The organism is Bellilinea caldifistulae (assembly GCF_001306055.1).
Taxonomy (GTDB): domain Bacteria; phylum Chloroflexota; class Anaerolineae; order Anaerolineales; family Anaerolineaceae; genus Bellilinea; species Bellilinea caldifistulae.
This window is the reverse complement of record NZ_LGHJ01000009.1, coordinates 39,409-61,565: the sequence shown is the minus strand read 5'-3', so window position 1 is coordinate 61,565 and position 22,157 is coordinate 39,409. Positions and strand designations below refer to the sequence as shown.

Sequence of the window (22,157 nt, the reverse complement as noted above, 5' to 3'; positions counted from 1 at the left end):
TTATTCGAGAGAAAAAATGACAGAAGAATCGACACCCAAAGTAACAAAAAATTCACAAGTAACCATCTTTTTGAAACATCTTCATATTGATGGTCAGACTCTTCTTCTTACCGGTGTTTTCATCACTTTGACATTGTTTTTTACTTTTACTGTTCAAAAATTCTTTACACCAAGAAGTATCACTTCAATGGCTTTTCAATTGCCAGAGCTGGGCATACTATCGCTGGCAATGATGATCACCATTTTATGTGGTGGTATTAACTTATCCGTCAATGCTACTTCAAATTTAGCTGCTGTGGTTGCTGGTTTGTTTTTGACCCGCATGATTCCTACTGAGGTAGATCCGAATCTGTTGGGATGGTACGTGATTGGGGCTTTTATCATTGCAATTTTAGTTGGATTTTTATGCGGCGTACTGAATGGGGTAATGATCGGCTATATCGGTGTTCCTCCCATTCTCGCAACCCTGGCTACCTTCACATTTTTTACGGGCATTTCTACCGGCTTGACCAAAGGAGTTACTGTAACCGGTTTCCCTGAGAGCGTTTCAATCATTGGAAGCAAAACTATTGCTGGAATTCCTATTCCGTTCATTATCTTTGTTGTTTTCACCCTCCTGACTTATATCATTCTCAACGGCACACCCTTTGGATTCAAGACCCGCATGATCGGTACCAATCCCACTGCTGCCGAATTTTCTGCTGTAGAAAATCGGAAAGTGTTGCTTGGAGTATATGTTTTGAGTGGGATTCTCTCTGCAGTTACTGGTATTTTAGTGATGAGCCGAACAATGTCTGCTGCTTATGAATATGGAACCACTACTTATGTACTATTAACTATCCTAATTTCTGTGCTGGCGGGGGTAATTCCTGGTTTTGGTAAAGTGATTGATATTTTTATCGCAGTGTTGATATTACAGGTTCTCTCAACGGGTTTTCATATGTTGCTGACGGGGGTACGTGGGAGTTCATTTTTCAGGGATTTTGCGTGGGGGATCCTCCTCATAATAATATTCATTGTGAATTACTTTGTTCGGGGCCGAACACAAAACGACTGAGTTAAGTTAAAGGAGCATGATTATGGATAAACGATGGCAACAATTAGGGGATTTATTGGTCAATTATTCTACCCGCGTTCAAACCGGCGAACGAGTTATGATTGCCTTTATCGAGCTGGAGACATATCCTTTAGTCGAGGCGGTGTATCGGGCTTGTATTAAGGCGGGGGCTTATCCGCAGGTTCAATTCTTGTCGGATGGGTTGAACCGCCAACTTTTAAAATACGGATCGGTAGAACAAATTGGCTGGGTCCCGGAAATTGAATCTTTTGGAATGGAATGGGCTGATGTATATTTTGGTTTGAGGGGGGCCTATAATTTGGAGGTGTTCTGGGATATCCCTTCTGATAAACTTGCTCTCCTGCGAAAATCAATGGGGGCAATTTCGACCTTACGATGGCAAAAGACACGCTGGTGTCTGGTCAGAGTGCCCAACGCTTCTCTTGCTCAACAAGCCGGAATGGATGAGGAAACCCTTACAGATATGTTCTTCAACGCTTGTTTTCTGGATTGGGAGAAAGTTGGAGAACAGTGGAGACAGTGGGCAGGGAAATTGAGTCGGGGTAAACATGTCCGACTGGTCGGTAATGAAACCGACCTGAGCTTCTCGATTGAAGGCAGAACCTGGGAAGCTGCGCTTGGCATGAGCAATATGCCCGATGGAGAAATTGCAACTTCACCAGTAGAGTCAAGTGTGGATGGATATATTTATTTTGAATTTCCGGGTGTGTTGGGGGGGCGCTTAATGAACGACATTCGTCTCCGGTGGGAAAAAGGCCACTTAATAGAAGCAACCTCATCCAGTAATCAGGATTTCCTTCATTCGATTATTAACACTGATGCGGGGGCTAGTAAGATTGGTGAATTTGCAATTGGAACAAACCCAGAAGTAAAGTACTTTTCAAAGGACATATTGTTAGACGAAAAAATTGGAGGAACAATCCATATCGCGTTAGGCCGAGCTTATCCCCAAACAGGCGGGACAAATCAATCTGCAATTCACTGGGATATTGTGAAAGATACCCGGCAATTTGGGGAAATTTATTTAGATGGTCAATTGATATTCAAAAATGGTCAGTTCTTGTTTTAAAGACGCAAAAAGGGGTGAATGATGACCAATCTCTACTTGTTGGGCGTGGATATTGGAACATACTCTTCAAAAGGAGTCTTGGTTAAGCCTGATGGCAGCCTAGTAGCCACCCATGTGGTACCCCATGGAATGGCAAATCCCAAACCGGGCTACTTTGAGCATGATGCTGAACAAGTCTGGTGGCGTGATTTTGTAGAAATCGTCAAGGAATTACTGAATAAATCCGGGATCAAACCCGGTGAAATTGTGGGAATTGGCATCAGTGCTATTGGTTCCTGTGTGCTGCCTATTGACGAAGAAGGCAAACCGTTGCGTCCCGCTATTTTGTACGGGATTGACACCCGGGCGACGAAGGAAATTCGGCAATTAGAACGAAAACTCCGCAAAGATTTTATTTTTCAAACCAGTGGTGCTCATCTTACCTCTCAAGCTTCTGGTCCAAAGATTTTGTGGATACGGAATAATGAACCGGGTGTTTTTCAAAGAGCGCGCTGGTTTCTGACCAGTCAGGCTTACCTTGTTTATAAATTAACCGGCCAACCCTCGATTGATATTTATACCGCCAGTGGTTATGCACCCTTATTCGGTACTCAAGAACAACGTTGGTTAGTAGAACTCGGTGATGTGATAACTTCCTTTGACCGGCTTCCCCCCCTGTATTGGAGCCATGAAGTGGTTGGCAAAGTGACCAGAGAAGCAGCTCAGATTACGGGGCTGGCAGAAGGAACTCCGGTGGTGTGTGGAACTACCGATGCAGCTGCGGAAGCGATTGCGGCAGGGGTTGCGGCGTTTGGTGACATGATGTTGATGTTCGGAAGCAGTGTCTTTTTTATAATGAAAACGGAACAATTGATAAGGACTCAACATTTTTGGAGTGCCAATTTTTTGGAAAGCGGATCTTTTGCATTTCTGGGCGGAATGTCAACTGCAGGAAGCCTGACTACCTGGTTTCGAGATCAATTCGCTCAGCAGGAAGTAGCAAATGCTGGGACAGATGGTGCTTATGCGTTGCTGGCGGCTATGGCTGCAAACTCACCGCTTGGAGCTAATGGCTTAATTTGTCTCCCTTATTTTGAAGGGGAACGAACTCCTATACATGACCCGAACGCACGCGGAGTTCTGTTCGGTCTGCGGTTAGCACACACCAAAGCTGATGTGTATCGAGCGATTTTAGAAGGGGTGGCTTATGGAATTCGACACAATTTTGAAGAAATGAGCCATGAAGGGGTTTCTCCGATAAATTTGTTTGCTATTGGCGGTGGAAGTAAGAATCCTTTATGGATGCAAATTGTCTCGGATATTTGTGGCTTACAGATTTCAATTCCTGAACAACAAATTGGGGCAAGTTATGGAGATGCTTTCTTAGCAGCAGTTGGAATAGGTCTTTACAAAAATCTGGCTGAAATTAAGCAGTGGGTAAAGGTAAAGGATGTAATTGAGCCAGATTTCGATAACCACAAGAGATACGAAGAACCATATTGGATATTCAGAGAGATTTATCCTCGCACAAAATCTTTAATGCATCAGCTGGCAAGGTACATCGAAATACACTAAGAATAGAAATTAAACCAGAAAAACGACAAGGATAATGATTATGAACAATTGGATTGAAGAAACTTTTGGAGTAAGAAAGCCGATTATTGCTATGTGTCACCTTTTACCCCTGCCGGGCGATCCCTATTACGATGAAGAAAAAGGGATGAAAGAAGTGATCGCTTGGGCGCGAAAAGATCTACTCGCTTTACAAGAGGGCGGTGTTGATGCTGTCATGTTTTCCAATGAATTCAGTATGCCTTATCTGACCAAGGTCCATGCTATAACAGTTGCCAGCATGGCCCGGGTGATTGGTGAAATTATGCATGAAATCAAAGTGCCGTTTGGGGTTAATGTCCTTTGGGACCCTGAAGCATCACTTGATTTAGCCGCAGCAACGGGAGCCGCATTCGTTCGAGAAATCTTTTCTGGTGTTTACGCGAGTGATTTTGGTCTTTGGAATCCGAACGCGGGTGAGGCTGTCCGTCACCGCCAAATGATAAGCGCAAGGAATGTAAAACTGCTTTTCAATATCGTGCCTGAGGCTGCAAAATATCTTGCTGATCGGGATGTGGTGGAAATTGCCCGTTCCACAGTTTTCAATCATCGGCCGGATGGATTATGCGTCTCTGGTTTGACGGCGGGAACTCAAACGGATGTCAGTGTTCTACAAAAGGTGAAAGAAGCCGTTGGCGACACCCCTGTTTTTGCCAACACAGGTGTTCGTCTGGAAAATGTGCGTGAACAATTAAGAATTGCTGATGGTGCAGTAGTTGGCACTACTTTCAAAGTTGATGGATGTTTTGAGAACCACGTTGATCCAACGAGGGTGAAAGTGTTTATGGAGACGGTGAGAGAGTTTAGAAAGAATCTCTAAAATTCACCGAATTCTTCTTTCAGGGATGAGATTACGCTGCGCCATCTTGTTGGCTGTTAATAAAGAGTGCTTAACTAACCCGAATTCGGAATAAAAGGAAGATCTCCAAAATATAGTAGACTTCTTTCACCAAAAAACAAATTAAAATCGTAACATTCTCTCGAGTTCGCTTCAGACAGGAAACGCCGGTCATCGCTCACCGGCGTTTCCTCTTGCAAGGAGAGATCGTCTGTCCCCAGCAATGGCAACTGAGGCGAATTTTCAACGTGGTGTCTGGCTCTTCAAATACTCAATCACATCCGCCGCCAGCCCAAAGCGCAGGCACCCCTGCGCCACTTCCTCCGCTCCTTTCAAACTCCACCGACGAATCAAGTCCTTGATCGTCGGAATGGATGACGGCACCATGCTGAACTCATCCAGCCGCAGCCCCAACAGCAGCGGCACTGCCAGCGGATCACCCGCCAACTCGCCGCACAGACCCACCCACTTGCCGTGGGCGTGCGCCGCCCGGATCGTCATCTCAATCAAGCGCAGCACCGCCGGGTGATACGGACTGGCCAGCACCGATACCCGCTCGTTCGTCCGATCCACTGCCAGCGTGTACTGCGTCAGGTCGTTCGTCCCAATGCTGAAAAAGTCCACCAGCGGCGCAAAGTGATCCGCCAGCAGCGCCGCCGACGGCACCTCCACCATGATCCCAAACTGGACTTTCTCCGGCAGCGCTTTCCCCTGCGCTTCCAGAGCCTTCCAGGCCTCTTCGTAAATCTCGCGCGCCCGCTCCACCTCCGCCACCGAAGAAACCATCGGCAGCATGATGCGCAGGTCGCAGCGAATGCCCGCCGCCGTCACCTGCCCGGCAGCCTGCAACAGCGCCATGAACTGATTTTCCAGCACGTCCGGCCGTTCGCGTATCATCCGGATCGCCCGCCACCCCAGAAACGGATTGGGTTCCTTCTCCGTCCCCAGGTAGGGCACTTCCTTGTCTCCGCCAATGTCCAGCGTCCGCACCACCACCGGCCGCTCGCCCATCACCTCGAACACCCGCCGGTAAGCGCGCACCTGTTCGGTGATGGTCGGCATGGTGCTGCGCTGCAGGTACAAAAACTCGGTGCGGAACAGCCCTACCCCCTCGGCTCCAAACTGAACCGCCAGCTCGGCATCCTCCACACTCCCGATGTTGGCGACCACCTCCGCCCGAAATGCGCCGTCCTTGGTCACCGCGGGCAGCTCCGCCTGACTCAACTCCGCCCGCCGGCGGGCTTCCCATTCCTCTTTTTCCCTGCGCGCCACTTCCAACTCGTGCAGGGTCGGCCCAACGCTGAACAGCCCCGTGCTGCCGTTCAAGATCGCCAGCGTCCCACTGCGGATTTCGTTCAAATCGAACGGCGCACTGACCACCGCCGGCACACCCATCGCCCGCGCCAGTATCGCCGAGTGCGAGGTCGGCCCACCTCGGGCCGTGACGATCCCCAAAATCTGCTCGCGGTCAAAGCGAATCGTGTCCGACGGCGTCAGGTCTTCCGCCACCAGAATGACCGGCTCCGCCGCGCTTTCCACCGACGGATCGTCACCCTCCCCCTCCAGACACTTCATCACCCGCTGGGCAACATCCCGCAAATCCTGCGCCCGTGCCTGAAAATACTCCTCCTCCAATCCCAGCAGCGCTTCGGCGTACTGCTCAAAGGCGTGATGGACGGCGGCTTTGGCGTTCAGCCGTTCTTCCAGCACCATCGTGCGCAGTTTCGCCAGCAGTTCTTCGTCATCCAGAAACAGGCGGTGTGCCTCGAAGATGGCGGCTTCCTCCTCGCCAGCCATTTTGCGGGCACGCTCCTCCAGCGCGGTCAACTGGGTGTGCGCTTTCTGGATGGCCTGCTGCAATTCCCGCCACTCGGCGCGCGGGACGGTCACCCGCTGTTCGGTGAAGGTGACTTTTTGGGTGCGGTAGATCAGCGCCGGGCCAATTGCAATCCCCGGAGAGGCGGGTAGTCCTTGATATCGAGGCATGGGGGCAGTTTCCTTTCTTCCTCAGGAATGAGCGGCTGCCGGCTCGCCGAAATTGCTTTTCACCAGTTCAACCAGCGCGTCAACTGCTTCCTGAGCCTGCTCGCCCTCAGCAACGATTTCGACACTGTCGCCCTGATTGACCCCCAGCGTCAGCACGCTGAGGGGGCTTTTGGCGTTGGCGGGCGGTTTTTCGGAATTGATTTTACGCACACTGATCTTGCAGGGAAAGCGTGCCGCCGTTTTGACAAACTGAGCCGCCGGGCGGGCATGCAACCCGGCCGGGTGATCAATCATGATGGTGGTTGAGACCATTCTTTTCTCCATTGTTTTGTACAAAAAAATTATATAAATCTAATAGACTTTCGACTATTACATCCGGTTTATATGGTGATCCTTCTACATCTTCTAATTTAGTCTCTCCAGTTAACACCAGAATAGTGGTGATCCCAGCCCTACCTAAGGCGATATCCGTATACAACCGATCTCCTATCATTGCAGTATTTTCCAGTGGTAGTCCACTTTTTTCAGAAACAATTTCAACGATTGGAGGATTGGGCTTACCAATGATCACATCTGGCAAACGTGTGGTAGATGCCTGAACAAAGGCGATCATCGCTCCAATGTCCGGCATGGAACCATTTTCTGTTGGACAATTGATATCGGGATGAGTTGCAATATACGGCAATCCAAGCCGAACGTAATTACATAATTTCCACAACTTAGAATAGGTCAGGGTTGTATCAAAACCTAAAACAACCGCCTCGGGTTGATTTTCATCAATCTCAAAGCCATATTGTCTAAATTCCTCTATTAGAGAGTCGGTTCCTACAATGAACAATCTGGCTGATGGCATTGTCTTTTTTAGATATAGCGCAGTAGCTTCTCCAGAAGAAAAAACCCGTTCCTGAGTGATGCAAAGTCCCATTCTATTCAGTTTATCAACATAGTCTCGTTTGGAACGCGAAGAATTATTGGTTAGGAAGTAAAAAGGTATTCCCCCATTTTCTAAATATTCAATGAATTCCACAGCACCCGGCAATAAATGGTTCCCTAGAAAGACCGTGCCATCCATGTCCAATAAGAAACAACGAATTTGTCTTATTTTTCTCAAATCAGATTCTAAATATTTCCTCATGACAAATTCTCCAATAACGAATCCGCCACAGACATTAATACAGGAAGGCAAGTTCTTTCTACCCCTTTATTTTCCACAAATTGCTTTACTTGTTCGGCATCCAAAAAGTTAGTACCAGTCAGGTCAATGCAATGAACCGTAGAATGGCGGGCTTTAAAAGATTCGATCAACTTGGCACCGGAAAAATTTGCCTCTTTGCGCTTTAGACGTGCTGTCGGTAATATAGAGGAGTGACGCGCAGCAATTACTGCTAGGCCACCGAATAATGCACCACATATACCTCCTTGATTGCAAACACCCCCACCTAACAAGCTTTGAATTTGTAATGCATAATCCGAGTAAAATCCTTCTCGTTCGGCAAAAGCCAGATAAATCGCCTCTGCGCAGGTGTAACCTTGTAAAAAAAGAGATCGAATGCGGTTTTTAATAGAATTTCGGAAATTGTCCGCCTTTGCAGCGCTGCCCGATACTGTTATATACTCACCTAAAACCTGATAAATCGCGTATCGCTGTTCTTGCATAAAATTCAAAGGGTCGTCCTCTGGGTGAGCAAGTACTTCTTGCGCACTTTGAACAATCGTCTTGATCAAATCCGAATAAACATTAATTTTTCGAATTCCTAGATCGACGCAGCGGTGTAGTTTTTCTTTACCCGTTCCAGAAGAACCATGCAACACAAGTGGAATCAAAACTCGTTCTCGAATGGCTTGTAATCGGTCAAATTCCAGATTAGGCTCGCCCGCGTATAAACCATGAACTGTTCCAATCGCTACCGCTAAGGCGTCAATTCCAGTTAATTGCACAAAGGCCGCTGCTTCCTGAGGGTCAGTCAACCACCCATGCTGACTAACATCATTGAGGTAACGTCCGCTTGTGGCGACATGTCCCAATTCCGCTTCAACGGAAATTCCCAATGGGTGAGCCATTTCAACCACTTTTTTACTGAGTTCCACATTGGTCTCCCAAGGCTCAGTACTAGCATCAATCATTACCGAAGTAAAACCCAATTGGATTGCCTCATCAATTTCTTTGATGGTATGAGCATGATCAAGATGTAAGGCTACTGGTATGTTCGCCTGCACTGCCATTTCACGGACTAACCGAATGAAATGACTAAAATCTGATAAACCGATAAAAGGCTTAAGCGATGGCGAGAAACTTAATGCTAAAGGAGCGTTATATTGTTCAGCACAACTTAGCAAGGCATCCGCTACTTCTAAATTGGGGAAATCCGGGGCAATAACGGCATAATTACCCACTTCGGCGTCTTCGAGTAATTCCTTTAAGGAAACTAACATGGCAATCCCTGTGCTTTGAGATGGGTGGAGTATTCAATAGGTTTAATTTCAAGGATATTTGCCCATGCAGCCATTTCTAAAAAAGCCTCCTCTACTTCTCCATAAATAACTGGATAATGATGCTGAAAACCACTGGAAAGGAGCGTCTCAGCAAGATCAAGCGCTCGGAGCGGCTTCTTTCGCATTTGAATGTTCTTTAACCAACCTCTGCTACCCCTATAGGAAGGCTTATGAGGATCAATTTCACCTTGGAATACCAATACCTTTTCAAAATCAGCCGTGAAACCCCCTACGGTTACCCTACCTGCTTGCAAGGTAAGATCATTATGCAATCCGATAGGTGTTCCTCCTTGTTGATCAAACAACCATAACGAACCCATTCTTACACCTCGTTGGTCAGCCAGAAGTGGCGAGGTTGGGCCGCAATGCCACAAAAGCACACTATCGTCAGCCGGATCAAGGGTGACCAAATCCATCAGGGTTCTAACGGTACCGCTACTTATCAGCGAAAGCGCTAACATCGAAACTGCCGATGGTACATCGCCTTCACAAGCCGCCGGAACACCAAGAGTATTCAATTCTCCGAGAAGGCTGCACACTGCCACCCCATAATCGGCTTGAAAACGCGGCCAGCACGAAATTGCAAATGCATTAATTCCTTCCTCTTCGGCAATTTGCAAATATGCAATTTGCAAACGAGATAATTTTTCCAAATGCTCATTCAAGCCGATATCAAATTGCACGTTTTCTTTTAGAAAGGAAGATTTTACGGACTCCAATCGTTTATCATCTCTTAATAATTGGGCACGTTCCAGCACTTTTTCAAAATTTAGTTCGACCATTTCTACCCCAAGTTTCCGTTTTAAATCCTCGGGATTAATTATGAGGTTATCAAAACCGGGTGCCACACCTCCGGCTAAGCCAATTCGGCTGCCCTGCAAATTGATAAGCGCTCGCAATGCACGCATACTGATACTGAACCGTTCCCTGAAAGTAGGGCTTTCAGCACGACCAAAGAACCACTTTATGGGATGAGGATAACCCAATCTAGTTCTCAAGAGACTGTTGTAAAGATTAACACCTGTAAAACTATTTAATGGCAATCCACCTTCTTTTGAAGGTACACCTTCGGGTACACCCCATAATCCCAACCGAATTTTAGTAGCAGCAAATGGCTGAATAAACTCACCAGCAGCAAAAGAACTGGATTGTACCAGGATGAAATCAGCACCCCATTCAGCCAACTTAGTTGCAGATTGTTGAGCCTCATCCTTTGTGTAGATACCTTCTTCGATTACTTTCAATTCAAAGCCCAATTCCTCCTGTAATCCCAAAAGGGTTTGCCAATCCTCCAAAAAATAATGTTCTTTATCTCCACGAAATGGAGTGCACATCATTCCGACCAATCCAACCTTCAAATTTCGAATAGTTTTCATTTCGTTCTCCATCATTAGCAAATTACATCCGTAGGCCATCGGAAATGAGCTGACAGTGCTGGTTTTTGCCACCAATATTCCATTTCATCATCTATAGCCAAAAGGGAAAATGAGACCCCCCCCATTTCTAGGGTGGTAAAGAGCGATTCCACCACCGCCCCAGCAATCTGAACACCTTTATCCTTTAAGAATAAATAAGTATTTCGGTAGAGAATATTTAACTCCATATGTGAAGTCCCACCGGCCCCATTCAAAAAAACCAAAACTTTTCTCTGAAGCAAGCCGGCTAAATCATCTAATAAGCGATTGATCACAACTTCAACCACCTGCTCAGCCGGTAGGATAGGCCCTCGATAAACGCCTACTTCCCCATGGACACCGGTTCCAATCTCCATTTGTCCTTTTTGAAGTTCGAATAAGGGTTTTCCACTGACGGGATGAGTTGGTGGCCGGGTCGCGATCGCCAATGTTGCCGTATGCAGGTTGGCCTTTTCCATCAATCGAACGACTTCATTAATTGGCTGTCCCATCTCTGCAGCTGCCCCACCAATCTTGAGAGCAAACAACAATCCTCCTAAACCACGCCGCTTATGGATCTCGGAACGTGGAGCAGTAGCGACATCATCCCCTAAATAAACTGGTTTTACATCAATTCCCCATTCAGCAGCCCGCCTTAACGCCATACGCGCATTTAATACGTCCCCGCTGTGATTGGAAACTAATAAAACAACTCCAGCATGGCGATCCGCCAGCTGAATAGCACGGGCAATTTTAATTCCTGAAGCACAGGTAAAGAGGGGGCCATACACATCGGTATCCAAAAGACCAACTCCTACCAAACCTCCCATTGACGGGGTATGACCACCACCATGCCCAATTGTCAACCCTACCTTCCCTTCAGCTTTGGGTTTTTTTCTCACCAAAATCCCTTCCTCAAGGTATTCAACAATTCCAGGGTAGGCCATTGCTAATCCTTGATTATCCTCGGCGATCATATGTTCAGGGCGATTGATAAATTTACCCGGTGGAATAAAATCTTCCTCTGTTGTATCATCAGTGATCAAAATTTCATCTTGTTTGCCATTCAAAGCATCAAATAAACATTGCATAATGAGTACAAAGGACATCGCGCCTGGATCCGGATGTCCGATAGAACGTTCTCCTAGGAAAGCAGCTCTACCAAATGTTGCCACCATCTGGCGAGTAGCTTCACTACCCCGGTAAGCTGCCTCAAGAGCATTTTTTACAACCATAACCGGCTCTTTGTCGAATTGACTTTCCTTCAAAGCCCGCACCGCTGGTAACAAAGCATCCAATAAGGTTTTCTGGCCAGCCTTAGCCCCCCCTAATTCGCTAATTGCATTTGCACCCCGCTCAAAAAAGTTTTGCAGATCAACAATGTCCCAAAATGTGCGATTTCTAAACAACGTGCCACCTTCTGCAAAAAAAGCCGCTAATAAAGGCCCAATCGCACCACCACCGTTTTCAGCAACTGCACTGGCAACCACATCAAGAAAAATGCCGAGGTCGGTTGGTACGGATTTTTCGATCTCGTAGTTGGCAGAGGCAAATGCTCTGGCAAGGGTGAAGCCATGATCACCATCCCCGATAGCCTGATCTAATTGGTTCAGATAATCTTGTTGTTGTTGAAATTTTGCTGCCAGGAGTTTGAACCATAGACGTAACTCATAGAGGCTATACATTGGCAACCTCGCGCTTGAGAAATTCAGCTGCCGAGCGTGCTTCTAGATCAGGATCATCTGCCAGTGAACGCCATATGAACAATGCATTACCTACTTCACCAGATGGATTTACAAATGCTTCCGTCACCAAATACCCGGAATAACCGATTTCTCTTAAAGCATCTCTAACCTGTCCCCAAGGAATATGACCACGACCGGGAACTTTGCGATTGTTCTCAACGCAATGAAAATGACCAAGATTCTCTCCGGCATGCCGAATGGATGAAGCAATATCGTCTTCTTCAATATTTAGGTGAAAAGTATCTAAATGCAACTTAACAAATGGACTGTTTACCTCTGCTAACAATTCCAGCCCTTCTTCCACAGTGTTAATCAACCACCCTTCAAATCGATTCAATACTTCAAGGCACAAATACACACCGTACTCTTCTGCGATCATTGCTGCTATTTGAAGATTTTCAATTGCATAAGCGCGCCGCAGTTTACGATCTTTTGGTGGTATATCTCCCCAAGCAGTATAAATCACGCCGCCTAAAACCGGGCTTCCTAATATGGCTGCAGATTCTATGCAGGCTCGCAAATGAGAAACACCCGCCTGCCGGATGGAGAGATCAGGACTCGATATATCACGCTTGGTATCCAGTCCAGTCCCACAGGATGCCAACATTCCCTCATGATCAAGGGTTCGGCGGAGATTTTTGAGGTTCAACTTACGCGGTTCTAATATAGGAAACTCAGCAACATCAAAGCCAGCCGACTTGGCTTTACCAATAAGCGGTTGAAGATCGTCTTGCCAGTTAACTTGCCAGTAAGAAAGGTGAATTCCAACGGGCAACATCTTCTCTCCTTAATCCCTATGTAGTCTCCTAATCGGTAATATTACCGATTAGGAGACCAGAATTCGGAACCCTCTAAAAACCAAGTAAGCGGGCTATTCCACCTACAACAATCGCAATAACGGAGAAATCATTTCCTCCAAACGCATTGATAAAACCCGCAGCGGTATTTGCTACAAATGGCAACGAAAGCGCTTGAAGGACTATTAGCATCACGCCTCCAACAGCAGATGCAACGATTGCTCCTCGCCTTCCACCCGTCGCATTTGCAAGTACGGCAGCCGGTCCTACATCGAAGAAAGCGGCAACCACCAATGGCAACAAAACATAACGATACCCAATTGCCCCAAAGATGACCAGCGTGATTAGTGAGGTAATCATCGCAATCGGGAAACCAATTGCGAGGGCGTTTTGTGCGTATGGAAATACCATCGGGCAATCTAATGCTGGTATGGCATCAGGGACAACCTTTTTGGCAATCCCATGGAACGCTGGCACAATCTCCGCTAACATTAGACGAACACCAGTGAGCAAAATGGTTAAGGAAGCACCAAAAAGAATACCCTGGTAAATAATCCAAAGATACCAGATTGGTTGAGAACCGCCCGAGAAAGTTTCGGCTGCCCATGCTGGGCCAGCAATGAAGCCCATTACGAGGTACAGTAAAAACATTATCAGCGAGGTTGAAATTGTCATTGATTTGAGAAAACTCCAATTATCGGAGATTTTCAAATCTTCGGTGGACTTGGATGGATCACCAACCAATTTTCCTAGCCAGGCTCCAATGACGGCCAGAATAGTGGTTGTATGGCCAATTGTGAAATCCTTTGTTCCAGTTAATTTGAAGACAAAGGGAGCGATCAAGGCAGGCAAAATTGTAGATAGGATCCCCTGTATCAAGCTTCCTAGAACAATCAATGCTACGCCCTTAATTTTCCCGGCATCGGCTAATGCGGCTACTACCATAAAGGCATTCCAAAACATGATGTGTCCGGTCAGGAAGACATATTTTAGTTTGGTTAGCCTCGCAAGCACGATGTTAACAAAAAAACCAAATACCATCACCAACACAACGGGAATCCCGTATTCGCTTAAAAAAGCTGTCCAATCTACGCTGATGGGCTCTCCCTGGAAAGCATACACCTTACCAAACATGGTTGAGATAGGTGAGATAACCCCAACCAGGAGATCCACTGCGGAGAATAAGATGATAACTCCCGCCATCGTTTTAATCGTGCCGGCAATGACTTCGCTTAAGGTTTTGCGTTGCAATAATAACCCTATGAGCGCAACCAACCCCAGCATAAATGTAGGTAGTAAACGAGGAACGATACTGAATATTAATCCGACGTCCATTTTGATACTCCTTATTTAGATTTTGGAAATTTGGATGGAAATGTGAAGATTCAGGTTGTGTTTATTATTCGATTAATTCGATTTCAATGACAGACACCTCCTTGGTATTTAACTGAAAATGAATTTGTAAAGAGTCGTTGACCATTTCCCACTCAATTTGTTTAACCACGGGAAAAACTTGTTGAATGGATAATATTTTCTTTTTCCAGTTGGTTGTATTGAGATAAAGGTTAAGATCAACACTCTGTTCGTGATAGTTGCTAATCAGAACTAACTTTTTATTAGGCAGTTCAAGATAATGATGATCAATTCGGCGAGATTTTTTTCCTTTATAATCAATTTGAATTTGCGGCATAATTTTTAATTGTGGCAAAACCCTTTGGAGAACTGCCTTAAGTAGTGGTTGATCAGATTTAAGATAGCCTGAGTCTGCCTGTGTAGCAAAGTAGAGGCCATATCCTCTTCCAAATTGCGATAAGGTCACTGCAGGAAACCGATCATCAAATTCAGCTAAAACTTGGACAGATGCACCAATTTTTAATAGATCTCGATTCCAAAAAGATGGGTACCACTTACCACTGTATAAAATTCGATGTTGGTTAAGACAGTCTGCCTGAACATCTTCAAAACCAAAGACATTTTTCAATGGCGGTACTGGGATCTGGTGATGATACCAACCTTGTTCATTCAACGTGGCAAAACGAGAAAATCCCACCAAAAGACCGCCCTGTTTGCCAAATTCAGCCAGATTTTTAGCCGTCTCAATATCCAATAAACCGATCATCGGTAGAATAATGACCTGATATTCCTGCCAACGACCCTTTGTTATTTCAGCGGCCGTTATAAAGTCCACTCCAAAATCTAATTCCCAAAAGCCACGATAAGCTCCACGTTGAGCCTCAAATAGTGGTTCCTCTTCTCCAATACCACGAAAGAAGATTGCGTTGGACTTGGATTCAAAGATGGCAACTTGACCTCTCGGTGATTGAGCTTTCTTCAATATTCTTCCATATCTTGAAAGGAACTCTCCCCATTGGGTAGCAGTGGTATATCGCTCACTAGGATGACCATCTAGGTCAACTATCGCTCCCCAGCGCAGAGGTTGGTAATCCCATTCTCGCCAAGGCATAAATAAAACGAGTTTAGCATTATGCCCAACCGACTCTATTAGATAATTATTTACATCTTCAGATTTGGTGTTGTAGTCCGGACCCATTATCCAACCGCCAATTGGCCCACTTTCCACCTCATGTAGCCAGAAATCCCGTTCTACGGACTGGCTTACGCTTCGACCGTGATCGAGGAATATCGAAATATGTTCCGGACGAGTTGCTAATTTGTTGCCGCTGCCTGGATAAAGATCATAACCAATATGGTCAACCTCCCTGGCTATCTTCCATTGATCCAGACCCGTGATCACACCGAATCGATCATAGCTTTTGAAATTAAATGTGTTGACTGAGGTTGGGTGGGATGGATCGTGTTGTTTGATAATTCTATGTTGCCAACCCGCAAAATCCGCAAAGGCTTGCTGCCAAAATAAGCGCCAGTCTATCCAACGGGTAACCCCTGCCCAGCCAGAGGGCAAAGCCTCAGGTGCGAATACCTCTTGCCAATCGTTATAAACCAGATAAGTTGTACCCCATCCCCAAGCTTTTGTGAGATGTTCTAAGCTTGGGTATTTGGTTCTAAGCCAGTCGCGAAATCTCTCGACGCAATATGGACAATAACAATAAAGGCTTAGATCATTTTCTCCACGGGCAGGAAGAAATGGGAAACCAATTTCGTTAGATATTTGCCATCCAAAATGGTTTGGGTGCTGGACTGTAAAACCTAACAATGCCTGTAGATAATTTTTCAGGGCTGCCAAGTAGCCAGGATGGTGAATACAAGCCCAGTGATAGGAGGCACCTAGAGGATAACGTTCACCACGGTTTGAAAGGATTACTACATCGGGGTAACGATTTGCTAGCCATAGCGGTGGGGAAGCAGCCCCTGTGCTTATCAGAATTTCGATCCCATATTGAGCAGCTAACCGATAAAAACGCCCCAGTTTTTCAAATTCAAAATCACCCTCGCGCGGTTCGATTAAGTCCCAAGAACCATGTACATCCCCAATGCGAATCAAGTTCATCCCGGCTGCCTGCATCAGCCGCAAATCACTCTCCCATTCGGTTTCACTGAATATCAAGGGGGAATATGAAGCCCCATACTTGAAAGTATCCGAAAAGTCTTTCAAGGATTCAACTCCTCAATTAATTTCCGCAAAACCGGTAATCCCTTATCGAGCACTTCTTGTTTGCTAAGAAAATTTTCGATTACAACTACTGGTTTCGTTGTGTTCTTAAATAAATTAGCCATTTCTTTGGAAGTAAATATCATGTCATACGACTCGCCGCTCGCCGTAGTAGCATCAGCACAGAATGTTTCTGCACCCAAACCATGTTCCTTGAGAACACCATCAACAGTAATCTTTAAAATCATGCTAGAGCCAAGGCCAAAACCGCATACCATCATCACGCGTGGCTTTTTCATTTCTCTCTCCTTTCTTTCATGGGTAAAAAATCAAATGACAGCTGATAATATCTCATCAACCGTTTCAGCCGTTTTCAAAAGTCGTTGATTGTCTTCGTTGATCAGAAATTCTGCAAGCGACTGAAGCATTCCAATATGGCTTTCACGATCTGGAGCACAGAAGGAAATAACCACACTTACAGGATCATTAGTTTCCGAGCCGAATTCCACTGGTGTAGCAAGAGTCACAAGTGAAAGTCCCACCACATCTGCACCATCTTCTGGTCGGGCATGCGCTAAAGCTAAACCCGGAGCCAAAACCATGTAAGGTCCCATTTCCTGCACGGCTCGCACCATAGATTCAACGTAAGATAACCCACATTTACCTGCCTGCATCAGCAATTGACCTCCAGCACGTACAGCTTCTTGCCAATTACTAACCCGTATTCTTAACCGAATGACATCAGGAGTTAAATAATCTGCAAGCATTATTTCAATCCCTTTCGATAAGCAAGTATCGAGCAGTATCTACATTAGTAACAAGAACATTAAAACAGGTGCTTTTCAAAGCTGCCTTAATCACCGGTTTCTTTTCATCCCCGCCCGCAATCAAAACGCTCCATGGTACTTTTTTTAAATCTTCCAGACTAATGCCAATAATACGATTGTCTAAAAAAGTTGAAACCAATTGGCCGTTCTGGTCAAAATAGTGACCCAAAGCATCTCCTACTGCTCCAGAATTCTGGATTTCGTGCAATTCGTCAAGAGTTATCTTCTTTTCTACATACAGAATCGCTGTTTCATCAACCGTCCCCACGCTTTGCAGGATAATATCAGAATGACGAGCGCGCTCCAGTGCTTGCGAAATTGTAGGTTCGTTGAGTAGGCTTTTTTGCAGTTCAGGACTTGAGACCATATTTGGAGCATAAAGAATTTCAGCTTTGCCCCCTGCTAGTTCAGCCATCTTAGAGGTAACGTTGTACTTTGCAAAACCACCGGAATGATCCGAAGCCCCACCAACCACTTCAGTAAATGTGCAATTAATTGGTGAGTCTGTAGAAAAAACTAAAGGCAGATGGGAAATTGTTCGTCCCAAACCTAAACCAACTCGCATACCATTTTTTAGGTTTCGCTTTAACCAATCAGCGGCACCGCGCGCTAATGCCAGATAGATGCTTTCTTCCCCTTCAGGATCAGGAACCACTACCGCATCTCGTAGATTATGGCGAATAATCAACTCTTGTTCAAGGTCGAAATTCTCCCCAACAGTAGCATGTACTTTAATTTCAACAATTCCCAGTTCCACTGCTTTGTTGAGCAATCGGTAAACCGTCACACGGGAAACACCCAGTTTCCAAGCAATTTCATTTTGGGTTAAACCATTTTCATAGTACAGTTTTGCAACTCGTACACACAAACGATATTCTTCGTAATCAATTTGAGTGAGCATGGGAAAATTCCAAAATTTTTTATGTGAGCAAATGCTCATTAAGTGTGCATAAGAACATTATATCAAATTAGGATTCAATTTACAAGATCCGTTATCCTGAAATTCCAGAGCTTTCACAAGAAAGGATTTTTAAGCGAAAAAATTTACTGCAGAGTATACCTTGGTTGAGTACAAAGCACACGGAGGGCTTAGGCGAAACTTGCCAACCCATTGCAAAGACAAGGTAAAACCAGCAGATTATTAGCGTCAGCCCTTCTCGTGCCAAACTTTACACTCCAGACGAAATACTTGACCGACTTCAGGCCAATCCAAATACTCGTTCAGATCGGTGCTGACCAGAATTGGCTTCTTTTCAAGGCATCCATGCTCTTTATGCACCCCAGATACCAAACGGCAATTTTGGGAGAGGGCTGTACCCTGCTTGAGGTTACCTATTTCACGCATAAACAGCCTATGGATTGCCCACTCTGTCCGTGCTTGATACAGATTGTCTCTGCTGTTTTCCAACAACCTGAGCGGAAGTCTCTCGCTGGGCGTGCAAAGCATCTCCGAAGACAATCGCCCCGCCCAAGGTGACTTGTTTGGCTCGTTGGGAGCGACAACAACTCATTTTCCTTGAGGTCCACTTCGGCTTGCACCAGTACTAGCCCTTGTTGAGGAACATAAATGTCTAATGGATGCATGCCCCGCATCTCCCCATGTGGAATCGTCCCTTCGAGGATCTTAACTTCCATGCTGAAAACATAAAACGCATCCAGGGATCCATTGGATGCGTTGCGAGGTACAGGGATGGAATCCCTGTGAAGGTGCCCCCGGCAGGGCTCGAATATTACCCCTCGATGGGGTCGGAGACCTTAAATACAGGGTGCCCCCGGCAGAACTCGAATATTACCCCTCGATGGGGTCGGAGACCTTAAATACAGGGTGCCCCCGGCAGAACTCGAATATTACCCCTCGATGGGGTCAGCGACCTTAAATACAGAGTGCCCCCGACAGGGCTCGAATATCACCCCTCGATGGGGTCGGCGACCTTAAATACAGAGTGCCCCCGGCAGGGCTCAAATATTACCCCTCGATGGGGTCGGCGACCTTAAATACAGAGTGCCCCGACAGGGCTCGAATATTACCCCTCGATGGGGTCGGCGACCTTAAATACAGAGTGCCCCCGGCAGAATGCGAATATCGCCCCTCGATGGGGTCGGCGACCTTAAATACAGAGTGCCCCCGACAGGGCTCGAATATCACCCCTCGATGGGGTCGGCGACTTTAAATACAGAGTGCCCCCGGCAGAACTCGAATCTGCAACCTTTTGCTCCGCAAGCAAACGCTCTGTCCAATTGAGCTACGAGGGCGTGCTGTTAATATACCGCGCCCGCCGCGAATCGTCAAGTGCTGCGCTGACGCCGAATTGAAAATTTTTACCTGTGGTTTATATCCTCTTTACCTGTTTTTTATTCCAATGGTGCTCAACTTGTTTTATGCTAGGTGTACCACATACCTTATCGGGGTGGTAACAATTTTGGGTTGTCTCATGGAGAGGAATATGAAACAGATCAAATGGCCAATTCTGAAAACGGGTAATAAACAATCCAGCCTTCTCTTTCGTCTGGCGCGGGCATTTGTGTTGATGGCGCTAGGGACGGTGCTGCTGGTCGGGCTGATTGCCTATTTCCAGAGCCGGACAGCGCTGGAAGCAGCTATTACCGAGCGTATCGAATCGAGTGCCGAGGCAACCGAGTTGTATGTAAATGAATGGATGCATCAACGTAAGGTTGAATTGGAGACTCTGGCGGGAATTGCGCGGATACGTTCTTTAGACCCGGTAACCGCACAGGAAGCGATTACCCAATATGCCAAACAGTGGAACTGGTACGAAACGCTCTTCGTAACCGGTATGGACGGGATTGCGATTGCCCATTCCAACGGCAATTCCTCCTTGAATGTCAGCGATCGTTCCTACTACATGGCGGCCATGCAGGGGCAAACCGTGATTTCTGAGCCGATGGTTTCCAGAACAACCGGAAATGTAATTATGGTTGTGGCAGCCCCTCTTTATGATCCTCAGAATCCCACCAAAGTTATTGGTATGGTAGCCGGATCATTGCCCACTAGTGCTTTTCAATCTGTCCTTGAAAACTCATGGCTCGGCCAAACCGGCGATGCCTACCTTGTCAACAAAGCCGGTTACATGATCACCCCGCCGCGTTTCACTGAGGAGTTGAGGCAAGCCGGTTCATTCAAAGAACGTCCCGAGTTGGAGGTGAAAGTCCAAACGGTTGCCGCTGAGCGGCTGCTGCGCGGTGAACACGGTGTAGACCGCTATCCAGACTATCGGGGTGTGATGGTCATTGGCGGGTATATGCCGCTCGAAAACGGCTGGGGAGTGATTGTTGAGCAGGACCTTGCCGAGGCAAACGCCCCGGTCAATCAACTTCGCAACATCATCTTCCTGGCGGGGATCGGCGTGCTGGCGCTGGCGGGGGGCATCGGCGTGGTGCTGGCACGCAATCTGGCCAACCCCATCAAGGCGATGGCTCAAATAGCCAGTAAACTGGCCGTGGGTGATATTGAGCAGGAAGTCACCTTCACCAGCCGCGATGAGGTCGGTATTCTGGCCGATTCGTTCCGTGCCCTGATCGGTTATCAGCGTCAGATGGCTCTGGCAGCCGAACACATCTCCCAGGGAGATTTGACGGTGGAGGTTCAACCGGTTTCGGAAAAGGATGTGCTGGGCCATTCGTTTGCCAGAATGATTGCCAAACTGCGTCAGCAGGTGGATCAACTCCAGACCAGTGCGCTCAGCCTGAAAGCGGCCGCCAGTCAACTGGCTGCAGCCTCCAGCCAGGCCGGGCAGGCTACCTCGCAGATTGCTGCAACGGTGCAGCAAGTTGCTGCCGGAGTTGGGCAGCAGACCGAGTCGGTCAGCCGCACTGCCAATGTCATGGATCAAATGGCGCATACGATTGATGGGGTGGCCCGCGGTGCGCAGGAACAGGCTCAGGCGGCTGCCAGGGCAACCCAACTGTCTGCCCAACTGCATCAAGCCATTCAACAGGTAGCCGCGATTGCCAGAGCCGTTTCCGAGGGGGCAGCTGCTGCCTCTCAGGTGGCTGCGCATGGTCAGGAAACCGTACGCCATACGGTGGAGGGCATGCAGTCCATCCGTGAAAAAGTAGACCTCTCCGCTGAAAAAATTGCCGAAATGAGCAATCGCTCCAATCAAATTGGGGTGATTGTCGAAACCATTGAGGACATTGCCTCACAGACCAATTTACTGGCTCTAAATGCCGCCATCGAAGCCGCGCGTGCCGGTGAGCATGGCAAAGGATTCGCCGTGGTGGCTGACGAGGTGCGCAAACTGGCCGAGCGTTCCGCCAATGCCACCCGCGAAATCGGTACCTTGATCAAGGCGATCCAGACGTCGGTCAGTGAGACGGTCAATGCCATGCTGGAAAGCGCGCAGGAAGTTGAAAAGGGAGTTGAGTCAGCCGGAGAAGCCGGCAATTCGCTCCAACAAATCCTGCAAACCGTTGAACAGGTCAATCAACAGGCTCAACAAGCTGCCCGTGCTGCGGTAGAAATGGAAAAAGCCGCCAATGAAATGATTGCTGCTGTCGATTCGGTCTCGGCGGTCATTGAGGAAAACACGGCGGCCACCGAGCAAATGTCGGCCAGTTCTTCGGAAGTGACCATGTCCATTGAAACGATTGCCAGTGTCAGCGAGCAGAACAGCGCCGCCATCGAAGAAGTATCTGCCTCGGCGGAAGAGATGAGCGCGCAGGTTGAAGAAGTCTCGGCTTCGGCGCACTCCCTTTCCGAGATGGCAGAGGTGCTGGAAAAAGTAGTGGTGCAGTTTAAGCTGTAAACC

The 22,157-nt window shown here is 47.1% G+C and carries 17 protein-coding genes and 1 tRNA gene; 5 read left to right on the top strand and 13 right to left on the bottom strand.

Translation table 11 applies throughout. The annotated features are described in order from the left end of the window. Window positions 1-16: 16 nt before the first annotated feature. Genes AC812_RS03180 through AC812_RS03165 form a run of 4 tightly spaced genes read left to right on the top strand, consistent with a single transcriptional unit; the run spans window position 17 to window position 4,557 of the window. Complete coding sequence (locus tag AC812_RS03180) at window positions 17-1,057, top strand: ABC transporter permease (RefSeq protein ID WP_061913709.1); 1,041 nt, start codon at window positions 17-19, stop codon at window positions 1,055-1,057. A 22-nt stretch (window positions 1,058-1,079) separates the two neighbouring features. After that, complete coding sequence (locus AC812_RS03175; RefSeq protein ID WP_061913710.1) at window positions 1,080-2,147, top strand: aminopeptidase; 1,068 nt, start codon at window positions 1,080-1,082, stop codon at window positions 2,145-2,147. A gap of 18 nt (window positions 2,148-2,165) precedes the next feature. Then, on the top strand, window positions 2,166-3,701 hold the full coding sequence (locus tag AC812_RS03170) for an FGGY-family carbohydrate kinase (RefSeq protein ID WP_211261457.1): 1,536 nt from the start codon (window positions 2,166-2,168) through the stop codon (window positions 3,699-3,701). A gap of 40 nt (window positions 3,702-3,741) precedes the next feature. Next, a complete protein-coding gene (locus AC812_RS03165; RefSeq protein ID WP_061913714.1) occupies window positions 3,742-4,557 on the top strand; it encodes a BtpA/SgcQ family protein in 816 nt (271 codons plus the stop codon). Window positions 4,558-4,818: 261 nt separating this feature from the next. Here the strand turns inward: AC812_RS03165 and ptsP are convergent, their stop codons facing one another. From ptsP to AC812_RS03095, 13 genes are all read right to left on the bottom strand, one after another. Beyond that, a complete protein-coding gene (gene ptsP / locus AC812_RS03160; protein WP_061913716.1) occupies window positions 4,819-6,561 on the bottom strand; it encodes a phosphoenolpyruvate--protein phosphotransferase in 1,743 nt (580 codons plus the stop codon). Between the two features lie 21 nt (window positions 6,562-6,582). Then, window positions 6,583-6,873 (bottom strand): HPr family phosphocarrier protein, encoded by a 291-nt coding sequence (locus AC812_RS03155; protein WP_061913718.1) that lies wholly within the window; start codon window positions 6,871-6,873, stop codon window positions 6,583-6,585. Further along, window positions 6,848-7,672 (bottom strand): HAD-IIA family hydrolase, encoded by an 825-nt coding sequence (locus AC812_RS03150; protein WP_061913833.1) that lies wholly within the window; start codon window positions 7,670-7,672, stop codon window positions 6,848-6,850. Before AC812_RS03150 ends, AC812_RS03155 begins: the two co-directional genes overlap by 26 nt. 20 nt (window positions 7,673-7,692) lie before the next feature. Continuing rightward, the gene (locus AC812_RS03145; protein ID WP_061913720.1) at window positions 7,693-8,994 is read right to left on the bottom strand and encodes a ketose-bisphosphate aldolase; all 1,302 of its coding nucleotides are present in this window, start codon (window positions 8,992-8,994) and stop codon (window positions 7,693-7,695) included. Further along, on the bottom strand, window positions 8,988-10,430 hold the full coding sequence (locus tag AC812_RS03140; protein ID WP_145962503.1) for a hypothetical protein: 1,443 nt from the start codon (window positions 10,428-10,430) through the stop codon (window positions 8,988-8,990). Before AC812_RS03140 ends, AC812_RS03145 begins: the two co-directional genes overlap by 7 nt. Before the next feature lie 14 nt (window positions 10,431-10,444). Further along, a complete protein-coding gene (dhaL, locus tag AC812_RS03135) occupies window positions 10,445-12,133 on the bottom strand; it encodes a dihydroxyacetone kinase subunit DhaL (protein WP_061913724.1) in 1,689 nt (562 codons plus the stop codon). After that, entirely contained in the window at window positions 12,126-12,971 is an 846-nt protein-coding gene (locus AC812_RS03130; RefSeq protein WP_061913726.1) for a sugar phosphate isomerase/epimerase family protein, read from the bottom strand. The genes dhaL and AC812_RS03130 overlap by 8 nt, the downstream gene beginning before the upstream one ends. Before the next feature lie 73 nt (window positions 12,972-13,044). After that, window positions 13,045-14,325: a PTS ascorbate transporter subunit IIC gene (gene ulaA / locus AC812_RS03125; protein ID WP_082148928.1), complete on the bottom strand. Its 1,281-nt coding sequence runs from the start codon at window positions 14,323-14,325 to the stop codon at window positions 13,045-13,047. 64 nt (window positions 14,326-14,389) lie between these two features. After that, complete coding sequence (locus tag AC812_RS03120) at window positions 14,390-16,564, bottom strand: beta-galactosidase (protein WP_061913728.1); 2,175 nt, start codon at window positions 16,562-16,564, stop codon at window positions 14,390-14,392. Continuing rightward, the gene (locus AC812_RS03115; protein ID WP_061913730.1) at window positions 16,561-16,860 is read right to left on the bottom strand and encodes a PTS sugar transporter subunit IIB; all 300 of its coding nucleotides are present in this window, start codon (window positions 16,858-16,860) and stop codon (window positions 16,561-16,563) included. Before AC812_RS03115 ends, AC812_RS03120 begins: the two co-directional genes overlap by 4 nt. Before the next feature lie 30 nt (window positions 16,861-16,890). After that, window positions 16,891-17,328: a PTS sugar transporter subunit IIA gene (locus AC812_RS03110; protein WP_061913732.1), complete on the bottom strand. Its 438-nt coding sequence runs from the start codon at window positions 17,326-17,328 to the stop codon at window positions 16,891-16,893. A 4-nt stretch (window positions 17,329-17,332) separates the two neighbouring features. Next, a complete protein-coding gene (locus AC812_RS03105) occupies window positions 17,333-18,289 on the bottom strand; it encodes a sugar-binding transcriptional regulator (protein ID WP_061913734.1) in 957 nt (318 codons plus the stop codon). A gap of 1,278 nt (window positions 18,290-19,567) precedes the next feature. Next, a tRNA-Arg gene (locus AC812_RS03095) sits at window positions 19,568-19,641 on the bottom strand. 191 nt (window positions 19,642-19,832) lie between these two features. Between AC812_RS03095 and AC812_RS03090 the strand changes: the two genes are divergently transcribed. After that, window positions 19,833-22,154 carry a methyl-accepting chemotaxis protein gene (locus AC812_RS03090; RefSeq protein ID WP_061913739.1) on the top strand — a complete coding sequence of 774 codons (2,322 nt, stop codon included), beginning with the start codon at window positions 19,833-19,835 and terminating at the stop codon, window positions 22,152-22,154. Window positions 22,155-22,157: the final 3 nt, after the last annotated feature.